The 15,122-nt window shown below is 49.8% G+C and carries 12 protein-coding genes; 9 read left to right on the top strand and 3 right to left on the bottom strand.

All coding sequences use genetic code 11. The features are described 5' to 3' along the window. From pdxH to ACESLU_RS05210, 4 genes are all read left to right on the top strand, one after another. Positions 1-560: pyridoxamine 5'-phosphate oxidase (gene pdxH / locus ACESLU_RS05225; RefSeq protein WP_372636135.1), on the top strand; the 560-nt coding region annotated here is incomplete at its 5' end. A gap of 24 nt (positions 561-584) precedes the next feature. Beyond that, a complete protein-coding gene (gene trmB, locus ACESLU_RS05220) occupies positions 585-1,265 on the top strand; it encodes a tRNA (guanosine(46)-N7)-methyltransferase TrmB (protein ID WP_372636133.1) in 681 nt (226 codons plus the stop codon). 442 nt (positions 1,266-1,707) lie between these two features. Next, positions 1,708-2,325 (top strand): TetR/AcrR family transcriptional regulator, encoded by a 618-nt coding sequence (locus ACESLU_RS05215; RefSeq protein ID WP_372636130.1) that lies wholly within the window; start codon positions 1,708-1,710, stop codon positions 2,323-2,325. Positions 2,326-2,351: 26 nt separating this feature from the next. Continuing rightward, positions 2,352-4,838 (top strand): acyl-CoA dehydrogenase, encoded by a 2,487-nt coding sequence (locus ACESLU_RS05210; RefSeq protein WP_372636128.1) that lies wholly within the window; start codon positions 2,352-2,354, stop codon positions 4,836-4,838. An 86-nt stretch (positions 4,839-4,924) separates the two neighbouring features. Here ACESLU_RS05210 and ACESLU_RS05205 read toward each other — a convergent pair whose 3' ends face one another. From ACESLU_RS05205 to ACESLU_RS05195, 3 genes are all read right to left on the bottom strand, one after another. Then, a complete protein-coding gene (locus tag ACESLU_RS05205) occupies positions 4,925-6,307 on the bottom strand; it encodes a class II 3-deoxy-7-phosphoheptulonate synthase (protein WP_372636126.1) in 1,383 nt (460 codons plus the stop codon). A 189-nt stretch (positions 6,308-6,496) separates the two neighbouring features. Next, entirely contained in the window at positions 6,497-7,558 is a 1,062-nt protein-coding gene (locus tag ACESLU_RS05200) for a WG repeat-containing protein (RefSeq protein WP_372636123.1), read from the bottom strand. 268 nt (positions 7,559-7,826) lie between these two features. Continuing rightward, the gene (locus ACESLU_RS05195) at positions 7,827-8,480 is read right to left on the bottom strand and encodes a hypothetical protein (RefSeq protein ID WP_372636121.1); all 654 of its coding nucleotides are present in this window, start codon (positions 8,478-8,480) and stop codon (positions 7,827-7,829) included. Positions 8,481-8,618: 138 nt separating this feature from the next. On the opposite strand from ACESLU_RS05195, the gene uvrA reads away from it, so the two are divergent. The 5 genes from uvrA to ACESLU_RS05170 form a co-directional block, all read left to right on the top strand. Then, entirely contained in the window at positions 8,619-11,465 is a 2,847-nt protein-coding gene (gene uvrA / locus ACESLU_RS05190; protein ID WP_372636118.1) for an excinuclease ABC subunit UvrA, read from the top strand. Positions 11,466-11,600: 135 nt separating this feature from the next. Continuing rightward, positions 11,601-11,792: a hypothetical protein gene (locus tag ACESLU_RS05185; protein WP_372636116.1), complete on the top strand. Its 192-nt coding sequence runs from the start codon at positions 11,601-11,603 to the stop codon at positions 11,790-11,792. Positions 11,793-12,074: 282 nt separating this feature from the next. Beyond that, complete coding sequence (locus ACESLU_RS05180) at positions 12,075-13,151, top strand: class I fructose-bisphosphate aldolase (protein WP_372636113.1); 1,077 nt, start codon at positions 12,075-12,077, stop codon at positions 13,149-13,151. Between the two features lie 173 nt (positions 13,152-13,324). Beyond that, on the top strand, positions 13,325-14,416 hold the full coding sequence (locus ACESLU_RS05175; RefSeq protein ID WP_372636110.1) for a YbhN family protein: 1,092 nt from the start codon (positions 13,325-13,327) through the stop codon (positions 14,414-14,416). Positions 14,417-14,418: 2 nt separating this feature from the next. After that, a partial coding sequence (locus tag ACESLU_RS05170) for an ATPase domain-containing protein (RefSeq protein WP_372636107.1) occupies positions 14,419-15,122 on the top strand: 704 nt, incomplete at its 3' end.

Below are 15,122 nucleotides of genomic sequence, written 5' to 3'. Positions count from 1 at the left end.
AGTTTATGATCTGGTTTGAACAGGCATTGTCCGCTGATCTGCTCGACCCCAATGCAATGACACTGGCGACGGCAACCGGGGAGGGGGTGCCGGCTTCCCGCATTGTCTTGCTCAAGGGGGTGGACCAAGACGGGTTCCGGTTTTATACGAACTATGCCAGCCGTAAAGGCAGGGAGCTGAAAGAAAATCCCCAGGCGGCTTTGTGTTTTTACTGGCCTCCACTGGAACGACAAGTGCGCGTAGAGGGACAGGTGAAGAAGGTAAGCCGTGCCAAGTCGGCCGACTATTTTCGGCGGCGCCCCCGCTTGAGCCAGCTGGGGGCCTGGGCCTCTCAGCAGAGCAGCAGGGTGGATTCACGCAAAGAGCTGGAGGACACCTTCAGGGAAGCAGAGAAGCGATTTGAAAATGAGGAGGTGCCCCTGCCGGACTTCTGGGGAGGATACCTGCTGGTACCTGAGTACATCGAATTTTGGCAGGGACGAAAGGGACGCCTTCACGATCGTATATGCTATGAAAGGCAGGGGGAAGGCTTGTGGGAAATTTTTCGCCTCTCTCCCTGAGCAAGATATCTTGATAGTAGAATTATGGGACGGAATAAACTCGAGCGTTTTGAGGATATAACCGCATTTGAGAATGTGCTTGAATACACCGATTTCCGCGAGACGGAGGTCCCGGTGCCGAGGGGGCGGTGGAACTCCGATATCTTTGAAAAGGAGCAGCCGATCGTTTTGGAGCTGGCCTGCGGGAAAGGGGAATATTCACTGGCGCTCAGCGAAGAGTATCCCGGTAAGAATATTATAGGGGTGGATATCAAAGGCGCCCGCATCTGGAAGGGAGCACGTGAGGCGCTGCAAAGCAACCGGGGGAATGTGCGTTTTCTGCGAATATATATCGATCACCTGGACGAATATTTTGCCCCGGGGGAGGTGGAGGACCTCTGGATCACGTTTCCCGATCCCTATCCCCGGGGGAGCGATAGAAACAAGCGACTAACCTCTCCCAAATTCCTGAATATCTATCAGAACATCCTGCAGCGGGACGGATCCATTCGGCTGAAAACAGACAGCGATCAGCTTTTTTCGTATACCCGGAGAGTGATCGAAAAGACAGGATGCAGGATCCTGGAGAGGGTAGAGAATATATATGAAGAGCGGCCCGGGGATCCGTTGCTCACCCAAAAAACCTATTTTGAACGGAAACACCTGAAAAAGGGAAAGACGATTTCCTATCTCCGTTTTACGTTGCCGGGCGATCCTATTTTATAGGGGATGTTACAGAACCGGTCTTTTGCCCGATGCCGCCGCTGCCGGTCGGTTGAAATGAGCCATATGCCGCGATTGTAACCCCCTGAGCCTTAACCTTGAACAAAATCCCTGCTTTTACAATATCCTCTTAAGCAGATAACATTTTTGGGAGGTATGTAAAGCCACAACCCGGCCGAACCTTTCAGATTTCCTGCATTATTCTATGTTAGCAGATATGTGAAAGTATTAAAAAAAATATGATTAGAGGATAGGGAGTATATTCATATACAATAGTAATCGAAAGCGGGAAAGTTATTTTTTTAACCACTAAATGGGATGGGACTAACTATTCTTTTTGATCTATTGGGGAAGTTTGCGTAACCTTTTTAAAAATAAGATTGCTTTATGACCTCAGAAATGTTTACTTACAACTTAACGGTGTTAACTGCTACCTATGAAAGAGATGAATAAACAAAGTTTAAAGCTTCGGATTATAAGTGCAGCCCGGGACGTTCTGCTCTCGGATGGATACCGTAACTTGTCATTGCGCAAAATTGCCCGCAGTATCGGAGTAAGTGCAACCAGTATTTATCTTCATTTTGATAGCAAAGATGATCTCGTTCACACACTTATTGAAGAAGCCATTGAACGGTTGAACAGAGCGCTGGAGATTTGTGTAGTTAATAAAGAATCGCCGGTCAAAAAGTTAGAGGCGCTTGCCCAAACATATGTAAGCTTTGCTCTCAAGCATCCCCGGGAGTACCAGGTTATCTACCTGGTTAGTTCCGATGAGATGACCCGCTATCCGAAGGAGAAATTTCGCAAGGCCCGAAAGGGATACGGGCTGGTGCTGGAGGTCTTAAAAGAGGGGATAAACAGCGGTAAAATGGAAGAAGAGAAGCCAAACATAGCTGCCTATACTTTTTGGGCGCAACTGCATGGGGTCATGTCAGTAGTGTTATCGGAGCGGCTTGACAGGCGGATCGATCAGAACGAATTTATCGAAGAAGCCATTAATCATATTATCAGTGGATATATAACGCACGATTCGCTAAAGATGGAAAATATCATAGATAATTAAGTATAACTCAGTGGTGAGGTAATGTTATGGATTTTTTAAGTGAGAGTTTGGGTTTTTTATTTCAGTATCCATTTTGGGCGGTTTTTGTAAGTATGGTTATTGTGGCCACACTGCTTGCTTTTTGGGGCGCCCCACTCTGGGTGTGGGCGATCGGGGGTTTTGTTGTGCTTTGGGGATTTTCAGCGCCGGCCTGGCTGTTTGTGGTATATGGGGCGCTGGTACTGCTGTTCAATATAAAAGCTATCCGTCGAACCGTTTTAACGGGTCCGTTGATGAAGCTGCTGGATACGCTGAATTTTCTTCCGGTCATTTCAGAAACAGAACGTACGGCCATTGAAGCGGGAAATGTATGGGTGGATGCCGAGCTGTTCTCGGGAAAGCCGGACTTGGAGCGATTGGCCAGCGAATCTTATCCTGAACTATCGGATGACGAACAAGCTTTTTTAGAGGGACCGGTTGAAGAGCTCTGCAGTATGGTCGATGACTGGGATGTGTATGTACGCAAGGGCTTTACGGATGAAGTCTGGGATTATATGCGGGAACACAAGTTTTTCGGCTTGATTATTCCCGAGGAGTACGGCGGATATAATTTTTCGGCTACTGCGCACAGCGCCATTATTGCAAAGCTGGCTTCCCGTTGCGGGCCGCTGGCGACCACCGTAATGGTTCCGAATTCACTGGGACCGGCGGAGCTTTTAATGCACTATGGGACACAGGAACAGAAAGATCGTTACCTGCCGGAACTGGCGACAGGAGAGGAAATGCCTTGTTTTGCTCTCACTGAATCGACCGCGGGTTCCGATGCCGGCGCTATGACCGCGGAAGGAGAAGTCTTTAAGGGAGAGGATGGAGAACTGTATATCAGGCTTAATTTCGAAAAGCGCTATATTACCCTGGCGGCCATATCAACGATTATCGGACTGGCCTTTAAATTGGAAGACCCGGAAAATCATTTGGGTAAAGGCAAGGATCTGGGTATTACCTGCGCCCTGATTCCCAGCGATACCGAAGGCATCCGGCTGGGGCGGCGCCACGATCCCCTGGGAATCCCGTTTTATAACTGTCCGATTAACGGTGATGATGCCGTGGTATCAATTGATCAGATTATCGGGGGTCCCGAACAGGCCGGAAACGGCTGGCAAATGCTGATGGAATCGCTGGGAGTGGGACGTGGTATCTCGCTGCCCGCCCAGAGTGCGGGGGGCGCTAAAGTTGCTACCCGGGCGATCGGTGCCTATACGGCCGTGCGGCGCCAGTTTGGAATTAATATCGGCAAGTTCGAAGGCATTGAAGAACCCATGGCTCGCATCGGCGGATTTAATTACCTGATGGATGCCGCCCGGCGGTATACCTGTGCCGCCCTGGATACGGGAGAAAAGCCGGCGGTCATTACGGCTATAGCCAAATATAACTTTACGGAGCTGGGACGCAAGATCGTAAACGATGCCATGGATATTCAGGGTGGGGCGGGTATTTCACGGGGACCCCGCAACATTTTTGCCCACCAGTATACCGCGCTGCCGATTGCGATTACGGTGGAGGGAGCGAATATTCTGGCCCGAAGCCTGATGATATTCGGGCAGGGCGCCATCCGTTGCCATCCCTACGCGTATAATGAAATCGATGCCCTGACAAGGGGGGATGTCAAAGCTTTTGACGATGTCTTCTGGAAGCATATCGGCCATATTGTCCGCAATACGGCGAGGGCCTTTCTGTTGAGCGTAACACGTGGTTCCATTGCCTCATCGCCGGTTGGCGGTGCGGCTTCCACATACTATAAAAAGTTGTCATGGGCCTCGGCTTCCTTTGCTTTCCTCGCGGATGTTGCGCTGGGCTCTTATGGAGGGGGACTTAAAATAAAGGAGAAAATAAGCGGGCGGTTTGCCGATATTCTCAGCTGGATGTACCTGGCTACCACCACGCTGCGCCGCTATGATGCCGAGGGACAGAAGGAAGAAGATCGCATATTTTTTGAATGGGCGATGCAATACGCTTTTGCGCAGATCCAGGAAGCCTTTGACGCCATTTATCGGGAAATACAGGTGCCCGGACTCAGCTGGCTGTTCCGCGGACCTATTGCCCTTTGGTCGAGGATGAACAGGATAGGGGCCATGCCGTCCGATGAGCTGGGACACAGGGTGGCCCAGGCAATGCAGAAACCCGGCCGGCAGCGAGATCGCCTGACTGACGGTATCTACCTTCCCGGGGATAAGGAACAGGCGATGGGACGGTACGACTACGCCCTGCAGGCACTGGAAGATGCCGAAGCTGTATATAAGAAGATCTATAAGGCGACGAAGAAAAAAGAGCTGCCTAAAACACAGCCCCGGTTTGTAATCGAAGAAGCCCTGGAGAAAGGGATTATTTCATCCGAAGAGGCTGAGCTGATTCGCGAGGCTGAAGATGCGCGGCTTGACCTGGTTCAGGTTGATGAGTTTACGCTCGAAGAATACCAGAACCAGACGCCTGCGCCGCCGCTGAAAACCACGGGGGACATGAACGTTCAATCTTAGCGCCTGGGCGCCTTGAAAATCAAAAGGGATCCCATTTACATTGCAGGGGAATACCTGCCGGTGAACTGGTTATTAGTTCCTAAGTCCTACGCATGGCTTTTTTTCCATTCCTTGGCAATCAGGAAGGCTAATTCCAGGCTTTGCTGGTAATTCAGGCGCGGGTCGCAGTAGGTCTCGTAATTGTTATGCAGCTCGCCCTCGTGAAGTCCTTTGGCTCCGCCCACACACTCCGTCACGTTATCGCCGGTAAGTTCGAGATGTACCCCGCCGAGATAACTGCCCTGATCGCGGTGAATAGCAAAAGTCTTGCGTATTTCAGAGACAATGTCATCAAAGTTGCGGGTTTTGAAATCATCGTTTGTCGCAAAAGTATTGCCGTGCATGGGATCGCAGCTCCATACCACCGGCATGCCTTCATGTTTGATCTGACGGATGAGATCCGGTAATCCCTTCTCTACTTCATCTTTGCCGAACCGGCTGATCAGCACAATTTTACCCTGCTCGTGTATGGGGTTCAGCCGGTTGATCAGTTTCAAGGTATGATCCAGGTCATAATTCGGACCAATTTTAATTCCGATAGGGTTACGGATACCCCGCAGGTATTCCACGTGGGCCCCGTCCAGGTCCCGGGTCCGATTGCCTAACCACACCATGTGGGCACTCAGGTTGAACCAGCCTTCGCGCCGGGGCACTTTACGGGTTTGCGCCGAATCATAATGAAGGTTCAAACTCTCGTGCGAGGTATAAATATTCACTCTCTGCGCCGTATTAAAAGAGTTGGGTGTAATGGTCTCCATAAAGCTCACCGCTTTTTGGATAGAGTTGACCATCTCTTCGTATTCTTTGTAGTACTCATTCTCCCGCATAAAATCCAGCTCCCAGTACTCGGGATGATGCAGGTCGGCAAATCCCTCGTCAGCCAGAGCCCGCAGAAAATTAAGGGTCAGTGCCGCCTTATTGTATCCGGTGAGCAGTCTCTGCGGATCGGGTACGCGGTCTTCGCGCGTGGGATTGATACTGTTGATCAGATCCCCGCGGTAATTATGGATCTTCTCTCCTTCTACCACTTCAAAATCGCGTGAACGGGGCTTGGCATACTGTCCGGCAATACGTCCGACCCGTACAACGGGCGTCTCCATCTCATGGATGAGAATGAAGCTCATCTGCAATAAAACCTTCAGAAGATTGACAATCTTTGTCGATTCGCAGCCGTCAAAGCTCTCGGCACAATCGCCTCCCTGCAGCAAAAAGCCTTTGCCGGCAGCTACTTCGGCCAGCTTATCTTTGAGGGCTTGTATTTCCCATGAAGTAATCAGCGGGGGATTATTTTGAAGCTGCCGGTAGACCTGTTCCAATTCGGCTTTATCCGGGTAGGTGGGAAGCTGTTTAATAGGAAATTCTTTCCAGGATGTTGGAGACCAGTCTTTGGGGTTTGCCACTTCAGGAGCTACGGTTTGTTTGGAAAACATGCTATATTCTTATCGATAAGTAGTTCAGTGAAACCCTGAAAATACAGAAAAATACGTGTGAGAGCAATCACAATTATAAGAGGCCTTGCAAAACCGTTCTTTTGGTCTATCGTTGAATTCGATCGGGCTTTGATATGGTATCAGATTTCCTGGTTTTCCAAAAGGTCTCTTATAAAAGGGCACAGAGCCTCAGTCTACAGGTTCAAGCACTAAAATTCCCTGTTTATTAATATAACCGTATTTATTTCCAAGATTTACCAGCGCAAACCCGTTCCTGAAATCCCACGCCCGATCATAAATAGGATCCGCAGTTAACCGTCCCCGCCGGTCCACAAAGCCTACCCGCCCGTTTTGCCGGACTCGTGCTTGTCCCTCACGGAATGAATAGGCCCGGTCATATTCGGGAGCGATGATAAATGCTCCTTCTTTATCGATATACCCGTATTTCTTCTGGTCCAGGTTGGCATCGCTTTCCGGCATCGCTACGGCAGCTATCCCTTCAGAAAAAGGTTCGGCATCCAGGAATTTTGAGGGAATGGCTACCTCTCCGTTGGTGTCGATATAACCCCACTGCTGAAATTCCAGCTGCACCGGTGCCAGCCCGTCGGAAAATGATTTTGCTTCCCGGTAGCGGGGTGGGACGACCATCTCGCCCGACCGGTTAATATACCCCCATTCCCGGTGAGTTGAGGTCTGAACGAGAGCCCGTCCGTCCGAAAAATTCTCGGCGGCGCTGAACTGCGGTTCAACCGCAAAGGTTCCGTCTGTGTTTATAAAACCCCATTCACCTCCCCGTTCTTTCTGGACGGCAGCACGCCCGTTCCGGAAGTCGAACGCCCGGTGAAATTGCGGCTGAATCACGAAACGGCCGGAATGACTGATAAACCCATACTGGCCGTCGGACTGAACCCGGGCCAGGTTCTCAGAGAAGGAGTGCGCTTCCTCAAAGCGCGGCTTGATAGCTATAGCTCCCTCCCGGTCGATGTAGCCAGCCACGTTGGAACGATACACAACCGCCAGTCCTTCTGAGAAAGAATAGGGCCAGCTATCGCCGCTGCGGAGCTGAAACTGCGGGGAAATACGCTGGATCAAATGTTCATCCATAAAACCGACCTGCTGACCTTTCACAAAAGGATATAACGTACCCACTTTGCCGGGAGCATCGCTTTCAGGCGGCTCAAGAATTTTACAGGAGGTCCACAGCAAGCAAAAGGCAATGAATAATGCGAGATTGCGACAGATCGGTTTCATGAGCAATAAGGAATATATATTTTTCTGCAAGATCAGGATCCATATTAACTGTAGAGATCATTGCAAAACCCAGTCCCGTCCACGCTGAACACCGAGAGCAGTCGGGACAAACTTCTTCTTTCAGTATCTACTGTAAAGTATGTTAGAAGCTATTTGGTTCTGTTGTATGCAATAGAATAGATCCCGTACCTGGAAACCGGAAAGAGTGATACCGGTTTTGCAAAAGATTCTTCTGTTGTGTTACGATTTCTGCATGATATTGTTCCCTTCAAAGCTGGTACGGGGTGGAGGGGATGACCGTAACACCAGAGCTCAAATGTTTATAAATCACGGCGGTAGCCATAGTGGTCAGGGGATAGGTCAGGATAATGCCAATGCCGAAGAAGAGGGCCCCGAGGATATTGAGTACCACGACAACCGCGCCGAACAGAAAGAGTTCAAGGGTAAGATGTTCCGTCTGGTAATAGCTTTTTTGCAGTGCAGTAATAGCGGAATGGGTATCCTCCAACAGGTAATAGGGATAAAACTGAAATCGTATAGCGATAAATATGCCGGGCAGTACAAACAGAAACAGTCCGACGACGACAGCAATCATATAAAGCAGATAGGCCATAAAATAGGCTGGAAATGGTGTGATGCTGTTGAACAGGTCTGCTACTTCCACATACCTGTCATCGATGAGCAATAGTATGATTTTATAAAACCCAAGACTCAGGAAGAGTTGGAATACTGTTAATGCAATGGAGAGAATTTGGAGCTGCAGGGAGGGTTCTTCCGGTGAATAGAGCATGAGATAAACCTGCGGTATAATTGCCAGTACGTAGTAGGTGACAGCTATACCGATTATAAACGAGAGATACTTTTTGTATAGATGAAAACTGAATTTGAAAAGCCGGATCAGGTCAATAGAATATTGCTCCATGGAGGTTGAATGAATGCGAGGATATTTCGGTTATATACGAGAACGACAAAGTCAAAATTTTTAAGAATTTAAGGCTTCAAAAAATACGATTTATCTGTATCTTTAAAAGTTTAATTGAACCTAAAGATTGTCCCCCTTTTGCGAGAAAATATAGTTATCCGCGGCGCGCGCGAACACAACTTAAAAAATATTGATGTTAATATTCCCCGGGAAAAGCTGGTGGTCGTCACCGGCATATCGGGATCCGGCAAGTCGTCGCTTGCTTTCGATACGATCTATGCGGAAGGACAGCGGCGTTTCCTGGAATCACTGTCGGCTTACGCACGCCAGTTCCTGGGCATGATGGAGCGTCCCGAAGTGGATTTTATAGATGGGCTATCGCCGGTGATCTCAATTGACCAGAAGACGACCAACCGGAACCCGCGGTCGACGGTGGGGACGGTAACCGAGATTTATGACTTCCTGCGGCTGCTCTACGCTCGCATCGGGGTACCCTATTCCTGGAAGACGGGGAACAGGATGTCTAAGCAGACCTCCGAAGAGGTGGTCTCTACCATCATGGATATGCCCGAAGGCACCAAGGCCTACTGCCTGGCGCCGGTGGTGCGGGGACGCAAGGGTCACTACCGGGAGCTGTTCGAACAGACGATGAAGCAGGGGTTCGTGCAGGTCCGGGTGGATGGAGAGCTGATGGATATCAAAGAGGGGATGAAAGTGGATCGCTATAAGACACACAATATTGAGGTCGTCGTCGACCGCTTTGTAATTAACCGGAAAAGCGAAAAGCGCATTGCCGAAAGCGTGCGACTGGCGCTGGAGATGGCGGAAGGCAACGTCATTTTATCGGTCCCGAATGAAGAGGGCGGATTTGACGATCATCTGTATTCCCAAAATTTGTTCGACCCGGAAAGCGGCCTCGCCTACGAAGATCCCGCCCCGAACATGTTCTCCTTTAATTCGCCCTACGGCGCCTGCCAGAACTGCGACGGCCTGGGCTACACCTATGATGTCGACCGCAACCTGGTCATCCCCAACAAAGAGCAGACGATCGAAGAGGGGGCTATTCGCTTTTTGGGAAAACCGCGCGATATTTTTGCTTTTAAACAGCTGAAAGCCGTTTTAAAGACACTCGATCTGGACTTTGAAACACCCATTAATGAATTTTCCGAGGAAGCGCTGGATCTGTTGTTCGAGGGAGGCGGTGACAGGAAGTACGATGTAAGCTACGACTTCCGCCAGGACAATGTCACCTACAAGCACTCCTTCGATGGATTGCGTAATATGATACGTGAGCAGTACAGGGAAAGCAAATCCAATAAAAAGCGTGATAAAGCGAAAGCCTATATGAGTAAGATCGCCTGTCCCGACTGCGGGGGCGGCCGACTGAATAAAGAATCGCTTTCGTACAAAATTGACGGTTATTCGATCGATGACCTGGTGGAACTGGATATCAAAACATTGCGTCATACCTTGAATAACCTGGAGCTGGATGGACGACAGCAGAAAATTGGCAGCCAGGTATTGAAGGAGGTACGTGACCGGGTGGATTTTCTGTTGAATGTGGGCCTCAATTATCTTACGCTCGACCGCGAGGCCCAGACGCTCAGTGGAGGGGAAGCCCAGCGCATCCGGCTGGCCACGCAGATCGGCACCCAGCTGGTCGGGGTCCTTTACATCCTGGACGAACCAAGTATCGGCCTGCACCAGCGGGATAACATTAAGCTTATTCGTTCCCTGGAGACCCTGCGCGACCTGGGCAACAGTGTCATCGTGGTCGAACACGATCGAGAAACCATCGAACAGGCCGATTACGTCTTGGACCTGGGTCCCGGCGCGGGAGAGCACGGCGGGGAAATAGTGACGGAGGGACGGCCGGAAGAGCTTGATCCCGACTCGATGACAGCCAGGTTTCTGAATGATGAGGAGACGGTTCCGTATTCGGAAGAGCGGCGGGAAGGCAGCGGAAAAACCGTTCGGCTGGAAGGGGCACGCGGGCATAACCTCAAGCAGGTGGATGTGGATATACCGCTGGGGAAGTTTATCTGTGTGACCGGCGTGAGCGGAAGCGGCAAAAGTTCGCTTATCAACCAGACGCTTGAGCCTATCCTCTCTACTGAATTTTATAATTCTAAATCGGTGCCGCTGCCGTACGACGAGGTACACGGCATTGATAACCTCGACAAGATTATTTCCGTCGACCAGAGTCCGATCGGACGCACCCCGCGGTCAAATCCAGGGACATACACGAAAGTTTTTGATCACATCCGCAAGCTCTTCGCCCAGCTGCCGGAATCCAAGATCCGGGGATATGACCAGGGGCGCTTTTCCTTCAATGTGAAAGGCGGCCGTTGCGAGGCCTGCAACGGGGATGGCGTTCGCAAAATCGAGATGAATTTCCTGCCCGACGTTTATGTGGATTGTGAAACCTGCAACGGAAAGCGGTATAACCGTGAGACCCTGGAAATCTACTACAAGGGAAAAAACATTTCGGATGTGCTGAATATGTCCATTCGTGAAGCCCACGAGTTTTTTGACTCCGTTCCGGCCATTAACCGTATTCTGGGTACGCTTGTCGATGTGGGACTCGGATACCTGCGGCTGGGACAACCAAGTACGACCCTTTCCGGGGGCGAAGCACAGCGTATTAAGCTGGCGCGCGAGCTGGCCAAGGTGGGTACTGGCGATACGCTCTATATTATGGATGAGCCAACGACCGGACTGCATTTCCAGGATGTTCGCCTGCTGGTGGATGTGGCTCAGCGGTTGGTGGACAAGGGTAATACGGTCATCGTCATTGAACACAACCTGGATTTGATCAAAGCGGCAGACTGGATTATTGATTTGGGCCCCGAAGGGGGACAGGAGGGAGGAGAGATTATTGCCAAAGGAACGCCGGAAGAAGTGGCTGAAATAGAAGGAAGTGCTACGGGGACCTTCCTGAAGGAGGAATTCGAACGGGAAGAGAAGCAAAAAATTACGGCATGAGGACCCTGAAAGATTATTTGGAAACCAGCGGCGCAACGCGTTATTTATACTTTAGATATTAGCGTTATTAGCTATTAATTATGGTTAACTGCCAATATCCGGTTAACTGCCAATATCAAAGAAAGGTGATCTGTTATGGCGTTCTTTATTCGATGTCTCGGAGTCTTCATTCTGTCATGGATCGTATTTTCAATAGGGGTGTCAGCTGTGTGGGTTGGCGAGCACGCTCTTGCCTTTTCAATTTTATATGGCGGGGTGGCAGGTATTTTCCTCAGCGTGCTTTACGGCTGGATTGACGAATTGGTAATCCGGCATCACGGGTCGTAAAAAATGCCTCTCGTTCTGCCCGTACCCTCTGTGATGCTGACGCTGGGATTCAACCTATAATAGTGCAATGTCCCACCGCGGTTTCTCCCGCTGTCTTAGCTGGCAAGACGGATATCCTGCAATCTTTTTGGATTTTGCTCCTCACTCAAAATACAGAGCTGTTTCCATACATGGGCCCTAAAAAAGAATCTTTATTTGACTAATGATATGAACAGCGAAAATTGTTATAATAGTCTCTTCAATCATTTATAATATAAATTTAATCTCTTAGAAAACGGGATCATGGCATTAGCATCCAAAAGCATAAAAGAACTTTTAGGTGATGAAGCAGAAGATTTGCTGACTCACAAATGTGACACAATATCCAAAGACAAACTCCACCTGCCCTCTCCCTCTTACGTAGATGAGGTATGGTACCAGTCCGATCGGAATCCACGGGTACTGCGGAACCTGCAGGCGTTGCTGGATCACGGCCGGCTGGGAGGTACCGGCTTTACCTCCATTTTACCGGTGGACCAGGGAGTTGAACACTCCGGTGGAGCCTCATTCGCACCCAATCCCGACTATTTTGATCCCGAAAATATTATAAAACTGGCCATTGAAGGAGGGTGCAACGGTGTTGCTTCCACTTTCGGGGTATTGGGAGCGGTAGCTCGAAAGTATGCGCATAAGATTCCTTTTATTGTTAAAATCAATCACAATGAGCTGATGACCTATCCGAATACGTACGATCAGGTGATGTTCGGTTCGGTCGAACGTGCCTACGATATGGGGGCTGTAGCGGTAGGAGCTACGATCTATTTTGGTTCGGAAGAATCCAGCCGTCAAATTCAGGAAGTCGCCCGCGCTTTTGAACGTGCGCACGAACTGGGACTGGCCACTATTCTCTGGTGCTATACCCGAAATTCAGCTTTTAAGGTGGATGGGGAAGATTATCACGCATCAGCCGACCTTACGGGTCAGGCGAACCACCTGGGGGTAACGCTTCAGGCCGACATAATCAAGCAGAAGCAGCCGACGAATAATGGAGGATACAAGGCCCTGAATATGGGAGATTCTTCTTATGGCAAGCTCGATGAGGATATCTATAACAAGCTGGCCAGTGAACACCCCATAGATCTCACCCGCTATCAAGTGGCAAACTGCTATATGGGCCGCGCCGGGCTGATTAATTCGGGCGGAGGTTCCGGAGAAAATGATTTTGCCCAGGCTGTCCGAACAGCTGTGATTAACAAGCGCGCCGGCGGCATGGGCCTCATTAGCGGCCGTAAAGCCTTTCAACGTCCGCTGAAAGAAGGAGTTAAGCTGCTTAACTTTATTCAGGATGTCTATCTGGATGAGGATATTACCGTAGCATAACATTATCAGCATTCGTCTTAGGGTCCTATGGAGCATTCCATAGGACCTTTTTTTTAATCATCGGATGACAGATTGAAGAGAACGATAGTATTTGTATTTCTATTATTTAACTGTGATGTCTATTTTGGCCTATCGGTTTTTTTGACTAACGGCAAGTCCTAAAATCTTTTCCTTTGGTAAATAGCGACGAACAAATACAGGAAGATCCCAAGAAGTATTTCTCCAAGAAATATCTTTTTATATCGATAGCCCTGAGCGTGGCTACGATGGGATTTCTTATTTACTATACATATACGCCCGGGGTACTCAAGCATTTGAGGGTAAAACGATTACCGGGCATTGTTCTTGCGATCGTGGTTTCTTTTCTCAGGCTTTGGTTTGTGGCCGCCAAGATTCGCTATCTGTCAGAAAAAAAACTGGGATGGATGGCCTCTTTCAGGGTGATGCTTAGCTGGGATTTTACTTCGTCCATAACGCCTTCTACCATCGGCGGCGCGCCAATGGCTACCTATGCTCTGACAAAAGAAGGGTTTAAACTGGGACAGTCGACCGCAATCATACTGTACAGCGTATTGCTTGACCAGCTATGGTTTGCCCTGGCGATTCCTATTCTGGTTGTTGCAGCTTTTTTTTATGAGGTGGTGCCCGACAATACCGGAATGATCGGCCATGCTTCCATGGTTCTCCTGTATATCGGACTCCTAAGCTATGCCGGTTTGATGGCCTACGGGGTATTGAAAAATCCCAATGCCATTAAAAAAGTAGTGAGTGTGGTATTCAAACTTCCTTTTTTGCGGAAGTGGCAGGAAACAGTCAATGCCGAAGCTGATAATCTGGTCGAATATTCTCACGAACTGCGTAAGAAGCCCGCCAGCTTTTTGGTGAACACATTCCTCCTGTCAACGATGTCGTGGTTGTGCCGTATTGCCTTGCCAACCATAGTCGTGCTGAGCTTGCTACCCGTCGATGTTATTTTATCTGTTCTGCGTAGCCTGGCCATGAACCTGGCTTTTCTGATCATGCCTACACCCGGCGGAAGCGGCGGGGTGGAGGGACTTTTTGCTATTTTCCAGGGGCCGCTTATTGATCGCAAAGCGTTTATCGGCCTTGCTGTATTCGCATGGCGCATAATAAGTTATTATATCACCGTGGGTCTCGGCATGATGGCGACGACCTGGTACATCAATCGTTCAGTGGTCGACAATTTCGAAGATCTGACGGAGAAAACGGTAGAAAGCGACCTCTCTTCATCCAAATCGGCATAGCTATGGCTAAAGATCGAATGCAGTATGTCTGCGACGAATGTGGGCATACGGCCACAAAATGGCTGGGAAACTGCCCGAATTGCGGGAGCTGGCATACCTTCAAGGAGTTTAAAGTGGAGCGGAAGCCGGCTTCCGAGAAAGAGCACAAGGGCAAGGTAGAGGGACTCGAAGAGTCGCCGCCGCCCCAGAAGCTGGATGATATCGAGTCGTATGCGAAAGAGCGGTTTATGAGTCATATTCAGGAGCTGGACCGGGTGCTGGGCGGTGGATTTGTATCGGGCTCGTTTGTCCTCGTGGGGGGCGATCCCGGCATCGGGAAGAGCACACTTACCCTGCAGATCGGCAAGGCCAACCCGGAGCTTAAAATATTGTACTGTGCGGGGGAGGAATCGGCGGGACAAATCCGCCAGCGAGCCAGGCGCCTGGGGGTGGACTCGGCTAATTTTTATGTCTATACCGATACAAACATCGATAACGTGCTTAGGGAAGCCCGTAAAATGAACCCCGACCTGCTGATTGTGGATTCCATTCAAACGGTATTCCGTACCGAACTGACGAGCATGGCGGGGAGCATCCAGCAGGTAAAGGAATGTGCAGCGCTGTTGCAGCAGCTGGCCAAGAAACAGGACATTACCACGCTTGTTATCGGACACGTTACCAAGGAGGGCAGCATCGCAGGTCCCCGGGTGCTCGAGCACATGGTTGA

Origin of the sequence: Fodinibius sp. (assembly GCF_041642155.1) — a bacterium.
Lineage (GTDB): Bacteria > Bacteroidota > Rhodothermia > Balneolales > Balneolaceae > Fodinibius.
This window is presented reverse-complemented; position numbering and strand designations above follow the sequence as displayed.

Coding starts and splice junctions, on each gene's coding strand:
- trmB (WP_372636133.1), top strand. CDS start 585: ATGGGACGGAATAAACTCGAGCGTTTTGAGGATATAACCGCATTTGAG.
- ACESLU_RS05215 (WP_372636130.1), top strand. CDS start 1,708: ATGAATAAACAAAGTTTAAAGCTTCGGATTATAAGTGCAGCCCGGGAC.
- ACESLU_RS05210 (WP_372636128.1), top strand. CDS start 2,352: ATGGATTTTTTAAGTGAGAGTTTGGGTTTTTTATTTCAGTATCCATTT.
- ACESLU_RS05205 (WP_372636126.1), bottom strand. CDS start 6,307: ATGTTTTCCAAACAAACCGTAGCTCCTGAAGTGGCAAACCCCAAAGAC.
- ACESLU_RS05200 (WP_372636123.1), bottom strand. CDS start 7,558: ATGAAACCGATCTGTCGCAATCTCGCATTATTCATTGCCTTTTGCTTG.
- ACESLU_RS05195 (WP_372636121.1), bottom strand. CDS start 8,480: ATGGAGCAATATTCTATTGACCTGATCCGGCTTTTCAAATTCAGTTTT.
- ACESLU_RS05185 (WP_372636116.1), top strand. CDS start 11,601: ATGGCGTTCTTTATTCGATGTCTCGGAGTCTTCATTCTGTCATGGATC.
- ACESLU_RS05180 (WP_372636113.1), top strand. CDS start 12,075: ATGGCATTAGCATCCAAAAGCATAAAAGAACTTTTAGGTGATGAAGCA.